This window comes from Acinetobacter sp. GWC1_38_13, assembly GCF_001767535.1.
Taxonomy (GTDB): Bacteria; Pseudomonadota; Gammaproteobacteria; order Pseudomonadales; family Moraxellaceae; genus Acinetobacter; species Acinetobacter junii.
In genome coordinates this window covers 17,948-42,105 of the sequence record NZ_MELG01000070.1, presented here as the reverse complement: position 1 = coordinate 42,105, position 24,158 = coordinate 17,948, and the positions used below count along the sequence as shown (strand labels likewise).

Sequence of the window (24,158 nt, the reverse complement as noted above, 5' to 3'; positions counted from 1 at the left end):
CACTGACACAAGATGCAGATGAGGTTCACATTGAAGCCATGCGTAATGGTGAATATATACACTCGCTCAAATCAAAGTTAGTGATCGCAGCAGATGGTCGTGATTCTTTCTGTCGTCAAGCAATTGGTGTGGGTGTGGATGAACATGATTATGACCAAGTTGCGATTGTCACAACGGTTCAAACCTCTAAACCTCATCAACAGGTTGGTTTTGAGCGTTTTAGCGCATTAGGACCATTGGCATTATTACCTTTACCTGGTGAATATCGTCGTTCTGTCGTTTGGCCAGTTAAAAAAGGTACTGAAGCTGAATGGTTGGGTGAAGAAAATGATCAGCACTTCTTAGATGCTCTACAAGAAACTTATGGCGATCGTGCGGGTAAATTTGAAAAAACGGGTAAACGTTTTAGCTATCAATTGTCACAAGTTCTGGCTCACAAGCAGGCGGTTGGTCGTGTAGTTCTCATGGGTAATGCAGCGCACACAATACATCCTGTTGCAGGGCAAGGCTTTAACCTTTGTTTGCGAGATGCCGATGTATTGGTTCGTTATTTACTAGAACAGCTAGCGAAGTCTGATGATATTGGTCATCCTGATAATTTATTGGCTTATGAGCAAGCACGTTTAACAGATCAGCAGCGTGTGATTAAGTTCTGTGATTCAGTGGTGCGCGGTTTTAGTAATCAAAATCCGCTTCTTAAATTAATAAGAAATACAGGATTGATTGCATTTGATGTGATTCCTGGCATTAAGCCTTTGGTTGCGAACTATGCGATGGGGCTAAAAGCATGAGTGAAATGTTAGATGTCGTCATTGTTGGTGGTGGATTAGTCGGTGGTTTAACAGCTTTGTTGCTAGCACAAGGTGGCGTGCAAGCAACTGTATTGGATGCTGCACCAGTGCTTGATCAAGACAAAACTTTAGCCGTGATGAATCCACGTGTGTTAGCTTTAAGTCAAGCAACGATTCATCTACTAAAGACGGTTGATGTTTGGAATGATTTAGCACGACAAATGCCATATTCAGGTATGCAAGTCTGGAATAAAAATGGTTATGGTGAAATAAATTTTGGGCATGCTTCTGAAGAGCAACCTCATGCAAATCAAGCTTTAGGTTCAATGGTTGAGCCAAGTGTTTTGAATATTGCGATACAGCAAAAAATGTTACAGCAGCTCAAAGATTACCGTACCCAAGTAAAAGTTATTCGCATTGAGCAAATTGCAAAAGGTTGGTCGATTCAACTCGCCGATGGCACGATCCTCAAAACTAAGTTATTGATCGGTGCTGATGGTGCAAACTCATTTGTACGTGAGCAAGCTTATATTGATTTAGATATTTTAGACTACAAACAAGCCGCAATCAGTTGTGCGATTAAAACGACACAACCGAATCAATATGTCGCACGCCAAATTTTTTTACCTACTGGTCCACTTGCATTTCTACCTATGGCAAGCTTAGATCAACAAGAAAATGGCTACTGGCAATCAATTGTATGGACTCTACCTGATGATTATGCGGATGAATATTCGAAGTTATCAGATCAGGAGTTTATGCAATTACTGACACGTGAAAGTTTGCAAATGTTGGGTGAAGTGGTCGATGTAAGATCAAGAGCACAATTCCCACTTAAAGCAAGAGCAGCTCAGCGTTATATCAAATCTGGTTTAGCTTTGATTGGAGATGCTGCACATGTCATCCATCCTTTGGCAGGTCAGGGCGTAAATATCGGTTGCTTAGACGCAGCAGTTTTATGTGATGTTTTATTGCATGATTTAAAACGTGGTGTATGGGCAAATGAGCAAACTTTGCTTCGCTATGAACATCAACGTAAAGGTCAAAACGACGCCATGATGCACAGTATGTCAGCAATCGGGTGGTTAGAAAGTTCAGAGCTATTTCCCTTTGTTTGGGCAAGGAACTTTGGATTAAAGCAAGTTGAACAATTTGAAGTACTCAAGGGTCGCTTTATGCAACAAGCGAATGGATTGGGTGCATTGCAACACACACGCTACGCTTGCTAAAAAATAGTAGATATTTTTTATACAATCATTTATAAATCAGAGTGAATTTGGTCGTTAAAAGTACAATTTGTTAAACATTCTACTTTGATAAATGAGAAGAGCTTGTTACATTTCACAAAGTTCTGATGACCAAATAACGATGATGAAGATTTAGTCATTGTGGGGAGAGTAATATGACGGAAATTAATGATTACGATGAAAATACTGAAGACTCTGCTGTAGACGATGAAGAGGCGAAAGCAGCAGAAAGCGGTGCAGATAGTGAAGAAGCAACGATTGATGATGCTGATCTAGCTGAAGCTGAAACGCTAACAGTGACTGCTAAACAGAAGCAGCGTCAGGCTTTGGAAGATGAAGTGGCTGCGTTCCTCGCTCGTGGTGGCAGAATTACTGAAGTTCCTCCTGGTGAACATCACGACTGAATTTAAAGCATTTCAAAGGCATCACGATTGTGATGCTTTTTTATGTTGATGTAATGTGAGATCGCATTCTAGTGGCTGATGTAATCCTTTTAGAATTCCGCATTGTTCTATCGTGCGGTGTTGAGAGCATTGTTGTTTCAGTTGAATAAAGTCTTGCTTGAGGTGCTCTAAATTTTGAATCTTTTGAGAAACTTCATTAAGGTATTGATCAATCAAGTGATCAACTTCGATACAGGTTTGGTTGGGATGAGTTGATAACTCTTTCAACTTTTGAATATCTTGCAGGGTTATGCCCAATTCGCGGCAATGTTTTAAAAATAAAAGTTCTGAAAGTATCTCTTCAGAATAATGTCGATAATTTCCTGCTGTACGTTTTGCTTTTTCAAGTAATCCAATCTTTTCATAATAACGAATGGTATCTATTGAAACACCTGACTTTTTAGATAATTGCCCAATTGTAAAATTCATTATGCTTGACTCTAGAGCTACTCAAGGGTTTTTAATCACTATAAAAGATTCTTAGAGAAAAGTCATGGCAGGATGTGGTTGTAATACAGCGTGTTCCCCAGCAAAAACAATGAGTCCTAAGTTTAGAAAGGCATTATGGATCGCATTGATTTTAAATGCGCTTATGTTTTTTGTAGAAATCATCGGAGGAGCGCATGCACAATCCGTGTCTCTATGGGCTGATGCACTAGATTTTGCAGGAGATGCTGCAAACTATGCTATTTCATTAATTGTGCTTTCTATGAGTTTGTATTGGCGAGCAACGGCAGCTTTACTGAAAGGAATCACTATGGCTGCTTTTGGTATCTTTGTGATCATTAAAGTGATTTGGTCATGGTGGATAGGTGTGATACCTGAACCTATGCTAATGGGAGCTATTGGGATATTGGCATTACTGGTTAACGTATTTGTTGCCATCATGCTTTATACATTTCGAGATGGTGATGCCAATATGCGTTCCGTATGGTTGTGTAGCCGTAATGATGCGATCGCAAATATTGCGGTAATTTTCGCTGCAGCAAGTGTTTGGGGAACAGGAACCGTCTATCCAGATTTATTGGTCGCTTTTATTATTGCTTACCTCGGTGTGAGCTCAGGATTGAGCGTAATTCAACAGGCGAGATCAGAGCGAAAAATGGATCAAAGTAAGGTTATGTCAAAAGCTTAGCAACATTGAAAAAATTACTGGAGTCTCCGTGCGATATGATTTAGGTAGTATTCAATATCAATTTCTCTATAACCCAATAACTGACCGATTCTACGTTCGATTGTGGGTTGAAAACCTTTTTGTAGTAAAGACTGCTCTAGTATCGATAGCAATTCATTAAGATGAGATTTTGGAGCATTCTTATAAATCAAACAAAATGTTATAGTTTTATTCGCATGTTGAGTTGGGAAGGTCTTCATAATCTTTTTTAAATTGCCTGAATTTAAATGGGATAAGAATTCATCTGGAACTTCCTCATAAAAAAGGGCAATAGGCTTTTCACCCGAAAGTAGTAACTCAAGTTCTCTACCTTCGTGTGGGCCTAAAGTAGGTGATAAATCTATTGCCATTTTTAGTCTGTTATGATGTTTTAATTATCATTTTGTGTTAATTCCAAAGCACGCTGATATGCTATTTTCTTTTTAATACCAGTCAAATCAGCTGCCAATTGTGAAGCTGCTTTGACGGAGAGATCTTGTAGTAATCGTTTTAATAAGTCATCTAGCTTATCTTGTTCCATATCTTTTTCAGTCGTAGCACCACCAACGACAACAACGATTTCACCTTTTTCTTGGTTGTGATCATTTTGAATAAACGTTACGAGTTCTTTTAACGTCATTTTTTTGATCGTTTCGAAAGTTTTAGTAATTTCGCGAGCAAAACCTACAGGTCGATCTTCACCAAAGACCTGAACCATATCTTGGATACATGCCAAAATTCGATGAGGTGCTTCGTAGAAAATTAATGTTTGTGTTTCATCTTTTAGCTTTTCAAGTTGACTAATGCGTTGAGAAGCTTTGGATGGAAGAAATCCTTCGAAACTAAAACGATCGCTAGGCAAACCAACAGCACTTAATGCTGCGATCGCTGCGCATGCACCAGGCACAGGAATAACACGTATTCCATGTTCTTGAGCAGCACGAACAAGTTTGAAACCAGGGTCACTAATTAATGGCGTTCCAGCATCACTGATTAGCGCGACGTCTTCACCATTTAACATTTTTTGGAGAAGTTGATCAATTTTGTTACTTTCATTGTGATCATGACACGCAGTTAATTGAGTTGAGATATTATAGTGTTTAAATAACTGTGCAGATTGACGAGTGTCTTCTGCCGCAACTACCGATACAGACTTTAAAATATCAATTGCACGATAGGTCATGTCATCTAAGTGCCCAATCGGGGTTGCTACAACAAATAATTGAGCACTCATAAAAGGTAACTCCCTAATGTATATAAAAAAATATTGGCTGCCGCTTTTTTTTGCAGCATTTGTGAGCCCAGCTTACGCGGACATCTTGGTGATTCTACCTGAATCTGGTGCTATGGCGCGAGCGAGTGAAAACATTAAACGTGGTTTCTTGAGTGCTTATGCAGCATCTGGCAGCCAAGAAAAAATAATTTTTGCCGATTCAACTAAAAATAGTATGGATTACATCTTTAAGAAGAAGGTGAATAACAAAATTAAATTGGTCGTTGGTCCTTTGGCTAGAACTGATATTGATGCTGTCATGCAACTGGAGCCTAAACTTCCTGTGCTGGCACTAAATGATGTGAATCAACATGCTGAAAATGTGTGGCAATTTAGTTTGTCGAAACAACATGATGCAGCTGCTTTGACCCAATTATTAAAAAACGATCGGGTAAAAAAATTATGGGTTCTGCGTGAAACTGGTACTGAAGCAGCCACAGAATTATTTATGCAGGCTCTTTCGGTAGAATTTGGTTCAGAAATACAAGTTATAGACACTCTGCCTAAAAAAATCTCGAGAAAGGAAGGGTTGTTACTGCTGGGGCATCATCAATGGATTCAACAACTAGGTGAGCTACCTGAAAAGAAAGTCTATGCAACACCATTAAGTATCGAGCAGGGACAGACTATTCCTTTAGGACTTAGCTTTTGTGATACGCCTGCATTGTATAATGGACAATGGGTAGATCTTATTGAAGCGTATAAAGAGCAGCCTGAAAATATGGCATTTCAACGCTTACTTGCTTTTGGTGGTGATGCATGGACAATCACTCAATATTTATTGAGTAATCAGAATCAGCAACAAACTTCATTTATGGGGCGAACTGGTGCAATAAGTTTTAAAGACAATAAAATTTTCAGACAACCAACTTGCTATCAGCAACAAGAGCACGGAATCCAAATCTTAAAATAAGAAATAAATGTCATGACAGAAAACGCAAATGAACTCGGACATTGGGCTGAGCAACAAGCATTAATCTATCTTCAACAATTTCAATATGAATGTGTCGCTCAAAATTACCATTCACGTTATGGAGAAATCGATTTAATTGTAAAACGACAGAATGAGTTGATTTTTGTTGAGATAAAGGCACGATCGGCAGGGAGCTATGCGGAGTCATGTGAAGTGATTACACGCTCGCAACAACGAAAAATAATAAAGACCGCGCAGCAGTTTTTACAGAAAAATCCTGATTATGAGGATTTTGATTGTCGTTTTGATGTGATTTGTTTTGATTTTCCACAGAAAATTGCAAAAACAGTACAACCAGACTTTTCAAAATTGCAGTATGATCAGCAGTGGATTGAACATGCATTTACTTTAGATTGAGCATTAATTTGGTCATTTTGAGATAAATACCTAAGATTGAACAAGTTTGTAGATAGGGAGTCTTGCCAAGTGTTAAAACGTTTAACGATTACGTTACTTTGCGCTGCAAGTTTATCAGGATGTGCGAGTTTTATTTCGGGTGGAACAGGAACTTCACCTGTCGGCACAGATAGTGGGGAACGTAGTCTCGGACAAGTATTTATTGATTCGTCTATCAAGCGTACAGCCAATATTAATTTGTATAAATTAGATCACCGTTTTAAACAGTCCCGCATCAATATTGAAAGTTTTCATAGTAATGTCTTGTTAACGGGGCAGGTACCTGATCCATACTTGAAGCAATTAGCTGAAGATAATCTTCGAGCAATGAGTGATGTCAAAGCTGTACATAACTACATTACTGTTGGTGATAAAGTTGGCTACAACACGATTATGCAAGATGCAACAGTAACCGCAAATACTCGTGGTTTACTGATGAAAGCACCTGTAGTTTCAGATAGTAAAGTGTTGGTACACACTGAAAATGGTGTTCTTTATGTCATGGGACGTCTAAATACTGCGGAAATAAGAGATTTGGATGACGTCTTACAAAAAGTTGGTAATGTGAGTAAAATTGTTACTCTGATTGATAATATTGACCAATCATCTGGAACGATGGCGAGTTCAACCACAGCAACTCCTATGGTGGGTACAGTGACGACACAACCTCTCGTTGAAACTCCAGTAGCAATTGATCCCGATCAGGCAGAACCTGCGACTTCTACACCGACTGTACCCTAATTTATGAAGCAACTTATTCAACAAGTTCAAGAAAATGTGACACGGGCGAAAAGCTTTTATCAAGAGTTTCGTCTGTATGATCTAGCCAGTTACTCAATCAATTATCTGACACCAAAGGATACCTTTGAAAAGGAAGAGCATCTTGCCTATGGTTTAAAGGCAAGACATCGTTTAGACCTTTATCGAACTAAAAATCCTAAAAAGCAGCGACCATTGATTGTGTTCGTGCATGGTGGTTCATGGCAACATGGTAATAAACGTGATTATCTTTTCGTAGGTGAAAGTTTTGCTCGAGAAGGTTTTGATGTTGCTGTTATTAATTATCAACTTGCCCCAGAACAAATTTTTCCTGCATTTGTTGATGATCTTGCTCAAGCAATTCATTATCTAAATCAAAACCAAGCAAAACTTAATATTTCTACTGAAAACATTATATTAATGGGGCATTCCGCGGGTGCTTTTAATGTAATGTCAGTGGTTTATTCTCCGTACGCTCAGAACTTCAAATATACTGATAAGATCAAAGCAATCGTGGGAATGGCTGGTCCATATCATTTTGATTATAAAGATGATCCTCTTTCTGAACATGCCTTTGATCAGCATGTACCGTATAAGCAAGTGATGCCATATTATTTTGTCAATCCGAACAAGATTAAGCACTATTTGTTGATGGCGGAAAACGATCAGTTAGTAGGTAGTCATAATACATTTGATCTGGATAAAGCACTAAGAGAAAAAGGCAATCATAGCCATGTGATGGTGATTCCAAAAACAGGACATATTACCATCGTGGCAACACTTGCAAGTTTTGTCAGTCATTACTTCAAAACGAAACGCACCATTATGCATTTCTTGGAAGAGGCTTTAGAAGACTAAATAAAAAAGCATCTTAATTAAGATGCTTTTTTTTGACCTACGATTTGAGTAATCATACTGTGGGCAATACTGCCTTTGAATGGGATTTCAGGTAATTCATTAAACTTGAAGAACTGAGCGTCACTAATTTCTTCTACTTGCAATTCAATGTCACCCGATTCGTATTCAGCATGAAACGCTATCATTAAGTTACTAGGGAATGGCCAAGGTTGGCTAGACATGTAACGAATATTTTTGAGCTTTAAACCAACTTCTTCAAGTGTTTCACGTTGTACAGCTTCTTCAAGAGTTTCACCAACTTCAACAAAGCCTGCAATCAAACCATACATATTTGATTTGTTATGAGCGGATTTTGCTAGAAGAATCTCGTCAGTGCCTTTAGTGATGACTGTAATAATACAAGGCTGAACTCGAGGATATTGGTGGTACCCACAAGCAGGGCAAACCATCGCATATTCTCTCGAATGCACTTCGGTCATATGACCACAATGACTACAGAATTTATGGTTACGACGCCACTCAAGTAATTGGACAGCACGGCTTGCTTGTAAGAAATCCGAAGTATCCCATGATTGTATGAGTTCTCTGATCGGAACTAATTGATAGCCCTCTGGAATTGGCTCGTCATCAAGAAGATCACGTGCAATTACTTGGTCATCGTGATGAATAGGCAAATCACTTGCTAACTTTTCAACTTGAGGTAACTGTAAATTTTCATCTACTAAGAGCTTTTGATGTTGAAAAATATAAGCAAGTGATAGTTGGGTCATTATGCCGCTGCGCTTTGTAACTGTTGACTGTTTGATAATGCCACATCAAACATAGATTGCAACACAGGTTGTTTGTTCTTTAAGTTATCAACCAATAGATCAAGTCCTGCGACAACATTTAAAATACAGTTAATGTGTTCAGCCTCAAAAGTTTCATTTTGAGCAAGTCGATGTTCTGCAAATTGAACTGCACCTAACAAAGCGGTTTGTTGTGCAGTACTTCCCAAGAATAGGGCAGCACCTGATAGTTCTTTGAGATAAATAGGCAGAGACTCTAAATTGTGTGCTGTAGAGTCTTGAGCGTAAAGACTAAGTGTTTGGGTCAGCGTTTCAATGAGAGTTTTGGTTTCGCTTAATAAAGCTTTGTGAGCTTCATCTAAACGATCCAAAGAGATTTGCATGTTATTCACACGTAATTGTAAACGACTTGAAGTATAGTTACGTTCAAGAATCCCAATAGAATTCATCGAAGCTAAGATACTATTCATTAAATGTTGTACTGATGCTGCATCAGTCAATGTATTTGTTTGGCTGAGTTTTTCTGCTTGCTGCGTCAGTTCTTTTGCCGCTTCATTTAGATTGAGAATTTTAAATACATTTGAGAGCTGATGAAGTTTTTGCTGAAGTTCTTGAGTTTTTTCAGCAGACATATTTTCATGGTTATATTCAATCTCGTTGCGGATTTGAGCCATCTCATCCGTCATTAGTTGGCTAATGGTATGAATTGTTTCGTAGTCTGGTCCGTACAAATGGCGACTCAAAACTTGTAGCTGAGTATCACTGAGTAACTCATCACCAATATTAAGTTGTTCACGAATATGATGAGAAAGATCATCTTCTTGACTGATACAAATACTCAAGATATCTGCTAAATCATTTAAGTCAGTTTGAAATGCATTTGGATTAGCAAGAAATTGACCAATATTGGTTTCAATTTTAATAAATGTACGTAAGCGTGCTTCGGTAATTAGTAGATCTTCAATATGTCCTAAACCTACATTCACAAGTTGCCAATATTGTTGACTTGGCAAACCCGCTGCTAAACCAGCCATATAAACCGCAACAAGTTTTAAGCCCTGTAAATCCAAAGGTGTTTCTGCTTGTTTAATCAGTTTATTTAAGCACAATTTATATAACTGATGGACATACTGTGATTTTTCTAAATCAGGGGTCTTTGGCAAATCAAAATTTGGCGTAAAGCAATCCAATAAAGGTTGAATCGTTTGACCTTCTTTAGTGATTGGCTTGCCTAATGCTTTTTCTAAACGATTGAGTGTATCTAATAGGAACTGTGGAACTTTAACTTCACGTAAACAAATGAATTCGATATAACGTTTCAGCATGGTTGTGCCTTCGCTCAAAGCCACAACATCACTGGTTTTAATTTGTTCAGGTTGAGCCATGATTTTACGCATAAGCTCAGCAGAGTATTGCGTAATCTGCGATAGGTGTGGGATATCAATCAACGCTAGAACATTCGTGCATTGTTCAAACTGATTGAGAGCATCATCAATCCCAAATGGCAAGACTTGTTCTTCGGCAAGAGTATTGACTGCAGTCTCTACCAATTTAATCGAATTATCGATCTCATTTTTTATTATTAATAATGCCGTTGGGTCGAAATGAATCGAGGTTTGGTAAGACATATGACCTACACCTTTCCTAAGTTGTTATATCCATGAACCCTCTATGGAGAGGGTTTAAATCTTTAAGAGTTAATATAACTTAACTTTGAAAGCTTGAAACAAAAAAACCTGAACTTATAAGCAAATTTATTTTGCAAAAAAGCATGGTTTTCCATGTTTTTCTTCGAATTGTTTGACCCAAGTCTCATGTTGCTGAAGTTCATCATCAGTCGGGTAAATAATTGGCAAATCAATTTGTACGCGTTGGCGAGTGGTTTTATTCTGTAGTTGTTCTGTTTGGGATAGGGCATCCATATCAAATGAGACTTGTCCGCCTGTCATCGCCAAGTAAACATCAGCCAAAATTTCAGCATCGAGTAATGCACCGTGGAAGGTACGATCGCGAGCAGGAATTTCATAACGACGGACTAAGGCATCAAGTGAATTTTTTTGACCAGGATGCTTGTTTTTAGCAAGGGCGAGTGTATCCGTAACTTCACAAACTTCTGATAATGCTGGAAGCCCCGCGCGTTTAAACTCCATATCTAAGAAGTTCATATCGAAGGTCGCATTATGTGCAATAATTTCAGCACCTTTTAAAAATTCGAAAAGTACATCTGCGATTTCAGCATATTTAGGTTTGTCCGCTAAGAATTCATCAGTGATACCGTGTACATCGACTGAGTCGCCAACTGGTTTTTCTGGGTTAATATAAATATGAATTGAACTACCAGTAAGCTTACGATTAATCATTTCGATTGCACCCACCTCAATGATTCGATCGTTGTCTTGATAATAGAAACCTGTCGTTTCTGTATCTAGAATCAATTGGCGAGGGCCTTGTAGATTTAATTTTGCATCTGTAATTACAATGTATGGGTTTGAAGATTCATTTACAGATTTAACCTCTATATTTTCTTCGATTTGCTCTGTAACTTGTAAATCAATTTCAATCTCTTCAATCAACTCATCTGCTTCTGCATCAAGGTCCAAACCGAAGGGATCATCAAGCAGCCAATCAGATTCAGGCTTTTTTGTATCAGCGTTAGCCTGCGTCATTTTTGAGCTTTGTTTTGCAGTTTGTTCAGCACCCATGTTTGCTAGTTGATCAGCCATTTCATTTCCTGGATGGCCCGCATGACCTTTGATCCAGTTCCACTCGATATTTCTATTTGCGCACACGGCGTCTAATTTTTTCCACAAATCAGGATTTTTGACATCTTTCCAATTTTTCTTTTTCCAACCATGTATCCATTCAGTGATACCTTGTTTTACATAGTTTGAATCTGTCCAGATAATGAGGTGAGCATCGACTGGGCAAAAAGAAACACCTTCTATCGCTGCAGTTAATTCCATTCGATTATTGGTTGTTTCTAGCTCACCACCATAAATTTTATGTTCTTCGGTTTCTGTAATGATATAAGCTCCCCAACCACCTAATCCTGGATTGCCTTTACATGCGCCATCTACATAAAGTGTGATTGTTTGAGACATAGTTGAACCTAAAAGTTTAAACGAGAATGGTAGAGCGGATCATCATCAAAATAAGCAGAGTACTTTTTTAAAAAGTACAAGCGAAAACAGTGTATCACCCCTTGATTACGGGCGGTATTGTAAAACTAAATTGCATTGATGAACGTTACAAAACTCATCTTTTTTAATTTCTTGTAACATTTCGATGCGAATCACGTTAAATTATTGCCTTGTCTAAGTGACATGCTTTACTACAATGGCAAATCGAAGAAATAAACTAGCGTGAGTTGACTGGAAGTTTTTATGTATAAATCGACCACATTGGTGTGGCAACAATCTGCAACATCATTATTTAAAATTACTGTACTGACTTCTGCTTTAGCTGCGCTAGGAATCACGACAGGGTGTTCATCTACACCTCAGTCTTCTAAAGTCTCATCATCAAAACAATTAGGTTCTGGCTATTTGGATGCTAGTAGTTTGGATTCGTTAGAGGATTTACTATCAGCAACCGACATGCGTGCAGTAGAGGGTGATCGATTACTGGTTTTAAAACATGGTGATGTGTGGAAACGTATGACTGTTGGATTCAAAATGGATTTAAACCATTGGGATTCACGTATCGAAGCACAGCGTGGTTGGTTTATTTCTCGTCAACCATATTTAGATCGTTTGAGTGCGCGTGCCAGCCGATATCTTTATCACACTGTGAAAGAGGCTGAACGCCGTGGTATGCCAACGGAATTGGCTTTGCTACCAGTTATCGAAAGTTCTTACGATCCAGCAGCAACGAGTAGTGCAGCAGCAGCAGGATTATGGCAATTTATTCCAAGTACTGGACGTATTTATGGTTTACAGCAAACCAGTCTTTATGATGGTCGTCGTGACGTAGTTGAATCTACGCGTGCTGCATATGAGTTTTTAGGTAGCTTGTACAACCAGTTTGGATCATGGGAGTTAGCATTAGCTGCTTACAACGCAGGTCCCGGACGTATTCAACAAGCGATTAACCGTAATAAGGCAGCTGGCTTACCAACTGATTATTGGTCATTAAAATTGCCACAAGAAACGATGAACTATGTACCTCGTTTCTTGGCAGTTGCTCAAATTATCAAAAATCCAAGTGCTTATGGCGTGGCTTTACCTCCAATTGCCAATCGTCCTCACTTCCGTGAAGTCAGTTTGTCAGCACCTTTAGATCTGAATCAAATTTCATCTATTACAGGTCTAAGCCGTGCAGAGTTATATGCGCTCAACCCTGCATATCGTGGTGAAACGGTTGATCCAACAAGTCCGATGCGTATTTTGATTCCTGCAGACTTGAGTCCATCGATCGATGCAAAACTTCGTTCAGGTAAATCAAGTTCTGGTGGCTTCTGGGCGAGCAATCAGACTCCGCCTGCTATGAATAATACATTGAGTACTTCAACGACAACGCGCACAAGTACTGGACAGGCAATTAGTCCTTCGACAAAAACACCTCCGCCATTAACGGCAAGCACTACAACGCGTCCAACATCTACCACAACGACGAAGATGAGTACGCCTAAAGGTGCTGATGCATTGGCATCTTTTGCTGCTGCTGCTGATGTACCAAGTGCACCTCGTATTCCAGTGGCGATTACACCTGCGCCTAATGTCAAACCTGTGAATATTGAACCACCAATTTCACTAAAAGAGCGTGAGCAAATCGTTGCAGCGGTAAAAGACGAAGGTGAGAAGAAAACTGTTGCTCAAGTTTTAGAGCCTCAACCTACGCAGGCTGAAAAAGACCAAGTTGTTGCTGAAATTAAAGCAATTGCACCGAAAGGAACTGAAATTGTTGATCCTTTTGATGGCAAGATTAAGCTCACTGCGATCCAAACTAGCCAATCAGTGGCTGATGAAAAAGGTCAAGAAGTCACTAAAGGATTCGCTTATCCAAAAAACTTGGTTGAAGACGAAACCACTGCAAACAGTGATGATGCTAAACGAAACCAAGGTAAACCTTATATTAAAACGGACACCGATGTTGTTGTTGTAGCACCAAAAGGCAAACGTAGTACTTATGTCGTATTACCTGGTGACACATTGGCTGTGATTGCACAGAAAAATGGAGTGAACTGGCGTGATATCGCGCAGTGGAATCAAATTGATCCAAATGGAACCTTGTTTGTAGGTACTAGCTTGTATCTCTATGATGCAAAACCACAAGCTGAAGTTGTGAAAGCAACAGAAAATAAGCCTGATAGCTATGTCGTACAATCAGGTGATAGTCTTACCAATCTTGCTGCTCGTTTTGATTTGAGTATCAAACAACTAGCCGATTTTAATAATTTATCAGTTACTGATGGATTATTTGTAGGGCAAAAACTGAGCTTAAAAGAGCCAAAAAATTCAATACGTAGTTCTCAACAAAATAGTCGTGAGATTGATAAAGTTTCCACTAATAAAAAAGTGGCAACAAAATCATATACTGTGAAACGCGGTGAATATCTCAAATTAATTGCTGATCGTTATGCATTATCAAATCAAGAGTTGGCTGACCTAACTTCAGGTTTGACGGCTACGAGCGATTTGATGGTTGGTCAAAAAATCAATGTACCTCTACATGAGGTATCTAAAGTAGATGAGCCTACTGAATCAAATGCTAAGGTTAACTATAGCAATGTGACAGCTTCAACAAGTTATAAAACTGAAAATTATACGGTTCAACGTGGTGATACCTTATCCAGTATTGCCAGTAAATCGAAAATAACATTGAGTGAACTGGCTGATCTAAATAACTTGAAGTCCAACAGTGGTGTGCGTTTAGGCCAAACCTTGAAGATACCAGCAGGTTCATCTGTTCCAGAGCAGTACGTCGTTCAATCAGGTGATAGTTTAAATGCAATCGCAGGTAAATATGATTTAAGTGTAAATTATATTGCTGATTTGAATGGATTGGAGCGTACTGCTGGATTACGTGTAGGACAACGTTTAAAACTTGCTGGAGATGCACCTTCCAAGTCATCAAATGTCACAGCGACAAAAGTCAAAGATAAAGATGAAACGGCACCTGATATTTACACCGTAAAATCAGGAGATACTTTAAGTAATATCGCTAGTCGTTATTATCTACAGCTCGATTATGTAGCTGCATTAAATGGTTTGTCACGTAACAGTACTGTTCGTATTGGTCAGAAGCTCAAACTTTCTGGTGATGTACCAAAAACAGAAACAGCAAAAGTTGAGTCAAGTAAAACGAGCTCGAAATCTGTTTCTAGTAAAAATACGGAAAAATATACTGTAAAAGCTGGTGAATCCCTCAACAGTATTGCAAATCGTTTTGGTATGTCGACTCGTGAATTAGCTGATCTTAATGACTTGAAAGCAAATGCAGGGTTGCAGCGAGGTCAAACAATTTCTGTTCCTAAAGTTGTCACTGAATACAAGGTGAAGCGTGGTGATACCTTAATTGGTTTAGCAAGTAAATATGGTATGGAAACTAGCGCTTTGGCTGAGATGAATGATTTAACGCCAAGTACACAATTGCGTATAGGTGATGTTATTAAAGTGCCAAACCTGTAAGTACTGATGCTTTCATTATCTACAACTCTAAAGCTTAGTCTGTTCGGGCTAAGCTTTTTTGCTCAAACCACATTTGCAGCCCTTCAAACGACACCATACTTAGCGATGCATGTGCAGCCTAAATATGCCAATTTTTCAGTCATGCCATATGCGGATGTTAAAGCACCTAAAGGTGGTTTATTTAGCCAATCCACATTAGGCACTTTCGATAATTTAAATAGTATGAATGGAAAAGGGAGTGCAACAGAGGGCGTGAACTATCTTTTTGATAGTTTAATGGATCGCTCTTTGGATGAGCCACGAGTGATGTATCCACTACTTGCCGAAAAAGTAACTTACGATCCTGACAATCTGAAGTCCGTAATTTTTCACATGAATCCTCAAGCACGATTTAATAACGGGCAGGCATTAACATCGGATGATGTGAAATTTACTTTTGATACATATCAAACCAAAGCAAATTTGGGTTTGCAGATGTATTTATCAGATTTGGCAAAAACCGAAATTCTATCAAAGCACCAAATCAAATTTATATTTAAATCCAACAAAAATGTTGAAATGCCATTAATTGTGGCGAGTCTTCCAATTTATTCAAAAGCAGATTGGAAAAACAGAGATTTTACTCGCACTACGCTGCAACCTATTATTGGATCAGGGCCTTATATAGTTGATCGTATCGATGCGGGTCGGAGTATTACTTATAAACGCAGTCCAAATTACTGGGCGAAAGACCTTGCTGTTAACCGAGGGCGTTATAATTTTGATCGACTAAAATATGTGTATTATCGAAACTTAGAAGTGAGTTTCGAGGGATTTAAATCTCAACAATTTTATTTCTATGAAGAAAAAAATATCCGTAATTGGGTGAGGGGGTATAACTTTCCATCTTACCGATCAGGTTGGGTTAAAAAGTATAAGGCTCAATTAAGCACCCCACTGGATATACAAAGTTTAGTATTTAATACACGACGATCACCATTTCAAGATATTTATTTCAGACAGGCATTAACTTACGCCTATGATTTTGAATGGCAAAATAAAGCACTTTTTTTTAATCAAAATAGACGACTACAGAGTTTTTTTGATAATACTGACTTAGCCGCAGTTTCTAAACCAAGTTCTGCTGAGATGAAGATTTTAAAACCTTATCTAGCGAAGCTTCACCCGATCATCCAACAAGGTGTAGTCGCAGATTGGCGTTATCCTAAGTCGGATGCCAGTGGATTTAATCGTAATAACTTACTACAAGCACAAACAATCCTTAAACAAGCAGGATATAAGATCGTTAATGGTAAATTGCATGATCCGCAAGGTCGATTGATTCAAATAGAATTATTACTTCAACAAGAGAATCCACAACGTGAGCTGATGCCATTCGTGCGTAATTTAAAGCGACTTGGAATACAGGTCAATTTGCGTCAAGTGGATGTCCCGCAGTATATGGAGCGGATACGTCGTCAAGATTTCGATATGATGGTTTTTAAAATGCCGCAGACTTTGACCCCTGGAAAAGAGCAGGCACAATTTTGGGGAAGTAAGGCTGCAAATGAAGCAAATAATTATAACTATGCAGGAATACAATCTCCTGTAATTGATCAAATTATTGGAAAAATAATTGCAGCTAAAAGTCGAGATGAAGTTGTACTCTATACTCGAATTCTAGATCGCTTACTGCGTGCGGGCTATTACCATATTTTGACATATGGTAAACCACATCGTTGGTTTGCTTATTGGGATATTTATCAGCAACCAAAAACTAAACCAAAACTTTCTGTCGGGTGGGAATATTGGTGGGTTGATGCAAAGAAAGCCAAGATGCTCAATCAATCTTCGATTAAACATTAAATCAAATAATGAAGGATTAAGTTTATGCTTCACTATATTCTGAAAAGAATGATTTTGATGATTCCGACATTATTTTTTATTCTGTTAATCAATTTTATCATCGTACAAATCGCACCTGGCGGCCCAGTTGAGCAAGCCATACAACAAATACAAAATGCTCAAGGATTGGGTGTAAACCCAAATAATTCAAATACGCTGGGTGAATTGGCTCAGTATGAAGGCGCTCGCGGCTTAAGCCCTGAGATGATCGAAAAAATTAAAGCGCAATATGGGTTTGATCAGCCTGCTTATGAACGGTTTTGGATCATGCTCAAAGGATATTTAACCCTTGATTTTGGAACAAGCTTTTTCAAGGATAAAACAGTTGTACAATTACTGTATGAAAAACTTCCTGTTACCTTGTCCTTAGGTATATGGAGTACTTTCCTGATCTATATGATTGCAATTTCGCTAGGGATCAGCAAAGCCAAAAAGAATGGTTTGCTTTTTGACCGTGCGACCTCATTGTTATTGGCAATTAGTTACGCCGTCCCATCATTTGTATTTGCTATTGTACTTGTGGTTTTTTTTGCAGGTGGAAGTTATTGGCAGTGGTTTCCTTTACAAGGATTAGTGTCGGAAAATTTCGAGCATTTAAGCTTTATAGGAAAAGTTAAAGATTATCTTTGGCATATGTGCTTGCCGATTATCAGTATGGTATTGGGAAGTTTTGCTGCTTTGACGTATTTGACGAAATATTCTTTTGTTGAAGAACTTAATAAGCCTTATGTGCTGACAGCAAGATCAAAGGGATTGAATGAAAATCAGGTACTTTTTCGACATGTATTCCGCAATGCGATATTGATTGTTGTTGCTGCTTTACCTGAAACCTTGGTTGGTATTTTCTTTGTTGGTAATTTATTTATCGAAATCATTTTTAATTTGGATGGCGTAGGATTATTGGGTTTTGAAGCGATTACGCAACGTGATTATCCTGTGATTTTTGGTACTTTATTTCTATTTACATTCTTCGGTTTAATTCTTCGCCTTATAGGGGACATACTTTATCACTGGATAGACCCTCGCATTGATTTTGAATCACGAGGTGGGCGTTGATGTCACCTTTAATGAGAAATCGACTATATCGTTTTAAGCAAAATAAATTGGGATTTTTCAGTTTAATCTTATTTTTGATTATTTTTAGTCTTTCTATCTGCGCTGAGTTTATAGCAAATGATAAACCTCTGCTTGTTAGTTATAAGCAGTCACTCTATTTTCCATTATTCAAAGATTATCCTGAAACAACATTTGGTGGCATATTTGAAACATCGACTGATTATCATGATCCTGCTGTAAAACAATTGATCCAACAGCATGGCTGGATGATTTCACCAACTGTAGCTTTTTCATATCAAACTCCAAATTTATCTCTCACTGTTCCAGTACCATCTCAGCCGACATTACAAAACTGGTTAGGGACAGATGATCAAGGTCGTGACGTATTTGCTCGCATCTTGTATGGTCTAAGGGTTTCACTTTTATTTGGAATCGGGCTAACTATAGTGGCGGCTTGCATCGGAATAGTTGTAGGTGCAGTACAAGGATATTATGGTGGTTGGATTGATCTAATTGGACAGCGGCTCTTGGAGGTATGGGGGGGCTTACCCATGCTGTTTATTGTGATGATATTGGTCAGTATGTTTAGCCCAAATGTATATTGGCTCTTTTTAATTATGCTGTTATTTGGATGGACTGAATTAGTAGGATTAGTAAGAGCTGAGTTTTTGAGAGCACGAAATTTTGATTATGTACGCGCTGCTCAGGCTTTAGGTGTCAAAGACCATAATATTATTTTTAAACATATTTTACCAAATGCAATCAGTTCAAGTTTGTCGCAAATACCATTTATGCTTACAGCAAATATTATTGCTTTAACGGCACTAGATTTTCTTGGTTACGGATTACCTGCGGATGCAGCATCGTTAGGCGAACTGCTGTTGCAAGGGAAAAATAATTTAGATGCACCATGGCTAGTATTGTCTGGCTTTTTTACTTTGGCAATTGTGCTTTCACTTTTGATTTTTATTGGGGAGGCTGCTCGTGAAGCATTTGACCCCAAACAATAATACTGCCTTGTTGAAAGTTCAGAAATTAAGTATTGAAAACCAATTAGGCACTAAGCTTGTTGATAATTTCAACTTTGAACTTCATCATTCACAGACTTTGGCGATCGTTGGTGAAAGTGGTTCAGGAAAATCAATAACTTGCCTTGCAATATTAGGATTGTTATCTGATAGCCTTAAAGTAAAAGGTGAGATCCTGTTTGATGGTGTGGATTTGCTTAAAATGAATCAGCATCAATGGCAGCAAATTCGTGGCAAAAAAATTGGGATGATTTTTCAGGAACCGATGACAGCACTTAATCCATTACATCGTGTCGAAAAAATCGTTGGAGAGAATTTGTTGTTGCAAGGATTCTCTAAATCTAAAGTCAAAGAAAAGACCCTCGACTTATTAAATGAAGTCGGTTTAGAAGATGCAACTCATCTCTTGAAACGATTTCCACACGAGCTTTCTGGTGGTCAACGGCAGAGAGTCATGATTGCTATGGCATTGGCATTGGAACCTGAAATTTTAATCGCTGATGAACCGACTACAGCTTTGGATGTTGTTTTACAAAGACAAATTCTTGATTTGCTCAAACAATTACAACACCATCATAAAATGGCAATTCTCTTAATTAGTCATGATTTAAGTGTTGTTAAACAATATGCAGATGAAGTTTTAGTTGTTAATCAAGGACGAATTGAACAGCAGGGTGATATAAATGAAATTTTTCAACATCCCAAAAACGAATATACCAAAAGCCTGTTGCACCATGATTTTGGGATTGCACTAGAACAAAATAGTGGAAAAACGTTGCTTGAAATTCAAAATCTGTCAGTACGTTATCCGATTAGAAAAGGATTATTTAATCAAATAAAACAATATAAAACAGCTGTTAGTAATATTAGTTTCTTATTAATGTCAGGTGAGGCTTTAGGTATTGTGGGGCAAAGTGCATCAGGTAAAACATCGCTAGCACTAGCAATTGCTCGACTTATTCCTAGTGAGGGAGAAATAAATTTTGAGACACAGAATTTAAATCAACTAAATCAAAAACAGTTAAGACCTTTGCGTCAGCAATTTCAAATTGTCTTTCAAGATCCTCTAAGCAGTTTGAATCCTCGATTATCAGTTTTTCAAATTATCGCAGAAGGGCTTGAACTGAGTGCAGTAAAATCAAACCTGATCGAAAATATGATCGATGAGGTGTTAATAAAAGTTGAATTAACTCCTTCTGAAAAATTTAAATACCCACATGAGCTTTCTGGTGGGCAAAGGCAACGAGTCGCTCTGGCTAGAGCCTTGGTTTTGAAACCAAAGTTGTTGATCTTAGATGAACCTACATCAGCTCTTGACCGCATTACACAACAAGCAATTATTTTGCTTCTGCGACGGTTGCAACACCAAGAGCAGATCAGCTATTTAGTGATCAGTCATGACTTACAAGTCATAAAATCCCTCTGCCAAAATGTTTTGGTAATGCATGAAGGTAAAGCTTTGGAATATCAAGCTTCACAAGATTTATTTCGTGATCCTCAAAATGAATACACAAAATTATTGATTGAGGCGATTTGTATATAGCATTGTAATTAAACTGACATATGTTATTGTCAACTTATCGGAAGATATCTTGACATCAACAATAATCAGATTAAATTAGAGTAATTACTCTAATTTGTAGCAGAGGATGACCATGAGTCAGATTGCAGACAGTATCCAAATTCGCAACACAACATTCAAAAATCGTATTATCAAAGGTGCTATGAGTGAAGCTTTAGCTAATCACGAAGGTCAGCCGAATGATTTACATATTGGATTGTATGAAGCTTGGGCTAAAGGTGGCTTGGGTTGTGCAATTACAGGAAATGTAATGGTTAACATTGCGGCTAAAAATGAGCCAGGTGTCGTTGCGATCGAAACTGAACGTGATTTGGCGAAGTTGCAACAATGGGCTGCGGTAGGCAAAAAATACGGTATGGTACAATTAATTCAGTTGTCACATCCAGGTCGTCAATGTCCAAAAGGATTAAACAAAGAAACAGTAGCACCGTCTGCTGTACCTTTTAGCCCGATGTTAGCAACGATGTTTGGTACTCCACGTGAGTTACGACATGAAGAAATTCTAGATATCATCCAACGTTTCGCTACAGCTGCAGCAGTCTGTGAGAAGGCTGGATTTGAAGGTGTACAGTTACATGGTGCTCATGGTTATTTGATTAGCCAATTTTTATCACCACTAACCAATAAGCGTACTGATGAATGGGGTGGTTCAATTGAGAACCGTATGCGTTTCTTAATTGAAATTTATAAAGCCGTTCGTGCTGCGACTTCAGAAAACTTTATTATTTCGGTAAAACTCAATTCAGCTGATTTCCAACGTGGTGGTATTACTGAAGAAGATGTGATTGCAGTATTTAAAGCAATCGATGCTGCAGGAATTGATATCATCGAGATTTCTGGTGGTACTTATGAAGCACCTGCAATGGCCGGTGCAAAAGCAGAATCACGTAAAGCAAGTACTATTGCACGTGAAGCATATTTCTTAGAGTTTGCTGAAAAGATTCGTCAGCATGTCACATGTAAGTTAATGGTGACAGGTGGTTTCCGTACAGTTGCAGGTATGAATGCTGCACTGGAAAGTGGTGCATGTGATTTTATCGGGATTGCACGACCATTAGCGGTTGAAACAGATTTAACAGATAGCCTAATTGCAGGTAATGATGTGCGTTATGCTGTAAACCAAATTAAAACAGGCATTCCTTTTGTTGATAAAATGGCAATTATGGAAATCATTTGGTATGCGGCACAATTCAAAGCAATTGGTCAGGGTAAAAAACCAAATCCTAAATTATCACCATTACTTGTTTTCTTGAATTATGCCAAAGGCAATATTAAAGCGGTTGTTAAAGGTCGAGTGAATTCGCGTAAATCGGCATAACTGAATTACCACGCAATCGTCCAATAGGACTGAAACGTAGAAGCAGACCATTGTCCTTTGATTAAAGATTTTTTAAAGGCGGGTCTGTTTTCTATTTGGGCTAAATAACGCTGTATATGTTTAAATTGATGGTCATTTGCCGAGCAAGCCAATAATGGAAACCACATCAAAATATCTGCAACCGTAAATTGATCCCCAGCAAACCATAAATGATCTTTTAAATGCTTATCAATCATGGTCATTTGTTGCTGTAACGATGGATTTAAATAGCTTTGATCAAATCCATATTTTAAAAACTTTGAAACGAAGCGAACAGGAAATGGTGTACGTTGTACAATCTGGTGAAAAATTTGTTTGAGTAATAGATCTGGAATAAATGTGGCTTCACAATAATTTTTCCAATAATAAAAACTTTGAAGTTGCGATCCTAATAATTTACTTTGCCCTAATTGAGGGTATAGATAAGATAAGTAATCAATAATCGCTGAAGTTTCGGCTAAGATAAAAATTTGTTCTTGATTTATTATTTCAACGGCAGGAAATTTCGATAATTGATGCGGTGAATTTTTCTTTTCATCTAAGTCCGAATGATGGTTGATGACTAATTCGTAGGGAAGTCCTAATTCTTTTAAAAACCAAACGATGCGTTGAGAACGTGAATTTTGTAAATGGAATAAACGGATTTGCATATTAGGTTTAAATTTATAGTTTTGATCAGTTTTCAGTATAGGGTAGAAAATATGCTAAGGATAATAAAATAGATTTTTCAAAATAATTATTTTTTAGCAGCTCTACGTATAAAAACTAATAAAAAAGCCACTGTCTGAATGATGCAGTGGCTTTTTTGAATTTGGCGTCCCTACGGGGATTCGAACCCCGGTTACCGCCGTGAAAGGGCGATGTTCCACTGGCGGTTTTTTAAGCATGTTTTTTGTAAAGTTATGTTAACGTGGGTAGGAATTTTAAAACGTGGTGTAAATTTTCAGGTGCTAAATGTGAGTATCGTTGCGTTATTCGAATATCCGAATGACCCAACAGCGTTGAGACATGATAGAGGGGAACGCCTTGTTTCACGAGAAAGCTAGCAAATGTATGTCGCAGATCGTGAATCCTAACAGCACCTAATTCAGACCTTTTTACTGCAATCTCAAATCCTCTCCTAAAACTCTTTATATGTGTATCTGTATTTTTGTTATAAAAAACATAATGTTTATGTTGTTTCAATCTATATAAAGCAGCAATAGAAACTGTATTTAATGGCTTATAGACTGTTTTCTTATTTTTGCTCAATGAGTTACGTACAATAAAATATCTATCATGTAGGAAAACATTATTCCAAGTGAGTGTCGTAAGCTCAGAAGCTCGACAACCAGTATTCAAAGCTAATACAACAAAATCATGTAAAAGTTGATTGTTATGTTTTAGTGTCGACTGGAGAAGTTCATGACATTCAACAGCAGTTAAATAACGTGGAATAAAGTCATCCTCAAAAAGTCGAAAACGATTAAATACATTTTTAAAATTTGCAGTTTGATTATATTTTAGATAGTAGTTAAATGCTGACTTAATGACGTTCAATTCTCGATTGATCGTACTGTTTTTCACACCCGATAATTGTCTAAAAGTACAATAGTCAGTTAAAACATCTATTGTTATTTCATCATACTGATAGAACCATTCGATATATTTTAGTTTATCTTGATAGCTATGTTTTGATTGAAACAATCCATTTTTAGTATAAAAGTCTAGTATTTCTTTTACATTCATTTTTTACCCCATAGTAAAAAGTCGCTTCGCTCGGTTAATCTCTCATAGAACAAATAAAAGCAGGTAATCAGGGAGGGGATGTATTTAGATGCATCAATGTCGTGGGCGAGACCGCCCACTAAGCCCCACAGACGTGGGGTAGTAACATAAAAGCAGGGGCGTGAATCTTGGCATAACGATATAAGCCCTTTGTTAGGGCTTATATATTGCTCT

General features: G+C 38.0%; 22 protein-coding genes. 14 read left to right on the top strand and 8 right to left on the bottom strand.

Annotation, left to right across the window (positions count from 1 at the left end):
- From A2003_RS06960 to A2003_RS06950, 3 genes are all read left to right on the top strand, one after another.
- Positions 1-791 (top strand): FAD-dependent monooxygenase (locus tag A2003_RS06960; protein ID WP_286687041.1); only part of this gene is annotated, 791 nt, incomplete at its 5' end.
- A complete protein-coding gene (locus tag A2003_RS06955; RefSeq protein ID WP_039048051.1) occupies positions 788-2,020 on the top strand; it encodes an FAD-dependent monooxygenase in 1,233 nt (410 codons plus the stop codon). The genes A2003_RS06960 and A2003_RS06955, both read left to right, overlap by 4 nt.
- Before the next feature lie 173 nt (positions 2,021-2,193).
- Positions 2,194-2,442: a hypothetical protein gene (locus tag A2003_RS06950; protein WP_004912421.1), complete on the top strand. Its 249-nt coding sequence runs from the start codon at positions 2,194-2,196 to the stop codon at positions 2,440-2,442.
- 21 nt (positions 2,443-2,463) lie between these two features.
- Here the strand turns inward: A2003_RS06950 and A2003_RS06945 are convergent, their stop codons facing one another.
- Complete coding sequence (locus tag A2003_RS06945; protein WP_171053783.1) at positions 2,464-2,913, bottom strand: MerR family transcriptional regulator; 450 nt, start codon at positions 2,911-2,913, stop codon at positions 2,464-2,466.
- A 61-nt stretch (positions 2,914-2,974) separates the two neighbouring features.
- Between A2003_RS06945 and A2003_RS06940 the strand changes: the two genes are divergently transcribed.
- Positions 2,975-3,616, top strand: a complete 642-nt coding sequence (locus A2003_RS06940; protein WP_212388323.1) for a cation efflux transmembrane domain-containing protein — start codon at positions 2,975-2,977, stop codon at positions 3,614-3,616.
- 14 nt (positions 3,617-3,630) lie between these two features.
- Here the strand turns inward: A2003_RS06940 and A2003_RS06935 are convergent, their stop codons facing one another.
- Both A2003_RS06935 and rsmI read right to left on the bottom strand, forming a co-directional pair.
- A complete protein-coding gene (locus A2003_RS06935) occupies positions 3,631-4,005 on the bottom strand; it encodes a hypothetical protein (protein ID WP_004912413.1) in 375 nt (124 codons plus the stop codon).
- 20 nt (positions 4,006-4,025) lie between these two features.
- Entirely contained in the window at positions 4,026-4,868 is an 843-nt protein-coding gene (gene rsmI / locus A2003_RS06930; protein ID WP_004963095.1) for a 16S rRNA (cytidine(1402)-2'-O)-methyltransferase, read from the bottom strand.
- Positions 4,869-4,884: 16 nt separating this feature from the next.
- Here rsmI and A2003_RS06925 point away from each other — a divergent pair, with 16 nt between their 5' ends.
- The 4 genes from A2003_RS06925 to A2003_RS06910 all read left to right on the top strand — a co-directional run bounded on the left by A2003_RS06925 (position 4,885) and on the right by A2003_RS06910 (position 7,893).
- A complete protein-coding gene (locus A2003_RS06925) occupies positions 4,885-5,820 on the top strand; it encodes a penicillin-binding protein activator (protein ID WP_005402308.1) in 936 nt (311 codons plus the stop codon).
- 12 nt (positions 5,821-5,832) lie between these two features.
- Positions 5,833-6,237, top strand: coding sequence for a YraN family protein (locus A2003_RS06920; protein WP_004955268.1), 405 nt, complete (start codon positions 5,833-5,835; stop codon positions 6,235-6,237).
- 69 nt (positions 6,238-6,306) lie between these two features.
- The gene (locus A2003_RS06915) at positions 6,307-7,017 is read left to right on the top strand and encodes a BON domain-containing protein (protein WP_004955265.1); all 711 of its coding nucleotides are present in this window, start codon (positions 6,307-6,309) and stop codon (positions 7,015-7,017) included.
- Positions 7,018-7,020: 3 nt separating this feature from the next.
- Entirely contained in the window at positions 7,021-7,893 is an 873-nt protein-coding gene (locus tag A2003_RS06910; RefSeq protein ID WP_004912398.1) for an alpha/beta hydrolase, read from the top strand.
- Positions 7,894-7,910: 17 nt separating this feature from the next.
- Here A2003_RS06910 and nudC read toward each other — a convergent pair whose 3' ends face one another.
- From nudC to dnaQ, 3 genes are all read right to left on the bottom strand, one after another.
- Positions 7,911-8,663, bottom strand: a complete 753-nt coding sequence (nudC, locus tag A2003_RS06905) for an NAD(+) diphosphatase (RefSeq protein WP_286687040.1) — start codon at positions 8,661-8,663, stop codon at positions 7,911-7,913.
- Positions 8,663-10,309, bottom strand: a complete 1,647-nt coding sequence (locus A2003_RS06900) for a chemotaxis protein (protein ID WP_286687039.1) — start codon at positions 10,307-10,309, stop codon at positions 8,663-8,665. Before A2003_RS06900 ends, nudC begins: the two co-directional genes overlap by 1 nt.
- A 126-nt stretch (positions 10,310-10,435) precedes the next feature.
- Entirely contained in the window at positions 10,436-11,782 is a 1,347-nt protein-coding gene (gene dnaQ / locus A2003_RS06895) for a DNA polymerase III subunit epsilon (RefSeq protein ID WP_286687038.1), read from the bottom strand.
- Positions 11,783-12,064: 282 nt separating this feature from the next.
- On the opposite strand from dnaQ, the gene A2003_RS06890 reads away from it, so the two are divergent.
- From A2003_RS06890 to A2003_RS06865, 6 genes are all read left to right on the top strand, one after another.
- On the top strand, positions 12,065-15,310 hold the full coding sequence (locus tag A2003_RS06890; RefSeq protein ID WP_279680178.1) for a lytic transglycosylase: 3,246 nt from the start codon (positions 12,065-12,067) through the stop codon (positions 15,308-15,310).
- 6 nt (positions 15,311-15,316) lie between these two features.
- Positions 15,317-17,155, top strand: a complete 1,839-nt coding sequence (locus tag A2003_RS06885; protein WP_286687037.1) for an extracellular solute-binding protein — start codon at positions 15,317-15,319, stop codon at positions 17,153-17,155.
- Positions 17,156-17,179: 24 nt separating this feature from the next.
- Complete coding sequence (yejB, locus tag A2003_RS06880) at positions 17,180-18,250, top strand: microcin C ABC transporter permease YejB (protein WP_286687036.1); 1,071 nt, start codon at positions 17,180-17,182, stop codon at positions 18,248-18,250.
- Positions 18,250-19,260, top strand: a complete 1,011-nt coding sequence (locus A2003_RS06875; protein ID WP_286687035.1) for an ABC transporter permease — start codon at positions 18,250-18,252, stop codon at positions 19,258-19,260. The genes yejB and A2003_RS06875 overlap by 1 nt, the downstream gene beginning before the upstream one ends.
- A complete protein-coding gene (locus A2003_RS06870) occupies positions 19,235-20,821 on the top strand; it encodes a dipeptide ABC transporter ATP-binding protein (protein WP_286687034.1) in 1,587 nt (528 codons plus the stop codon). The genes A2003_RS06875 and A2003_RS06870 overlap by 26 nt, the downstream gene beginning before the upstream one ends.
- A 112-nt stretch (positions 20,822-20,933) precedes the next feature.
- A complete protein-coding gene (locus A2003_RS06865) occupies positions 20,934-22,178 on the top strand; it encodes an NADH:flavin oxidoreductase/NADH oxidase family protein (RefSeq protein WP_004963068.1) in 1,245 nt (414 codons plus the stop codon).
- Positions 22,179-22,183: 5 nt separating this feature from the next.
- Here the strand turns inward: A2003_RS06865 and A2003_RS06860 are convergent, their stop codons facing one another.
- Both A2003_RS06860 and A2003_RS06855 read right to left on the bottom strand, forming a co-directional pair.
- Positions 22,184-22,867: a glutathione S-transferase N-terminal domain-containing protein gene (locus A2003_RS06860; protein WP_005402314.1), complete on the bottom strand. Its 684-nt coding sequence runs from the start codon at positions 22,865-22,867 to the stop codon at positions 22,184-22,186.
- 250 nt (positions 22,868-23,117) lie between these two features.
- A complete protein-coding gene (locus A2003_RS06855; RefSeq protein ID WP_286687033.1) occupies positions 23,118-23,945 on the bottom strand; it encodes a tyrosine-type recombinase/integrase in 828 nt (275 codons plus the stop codon).
- Positions 23,946-24,158: the final 213 nt, after the last annotated feature.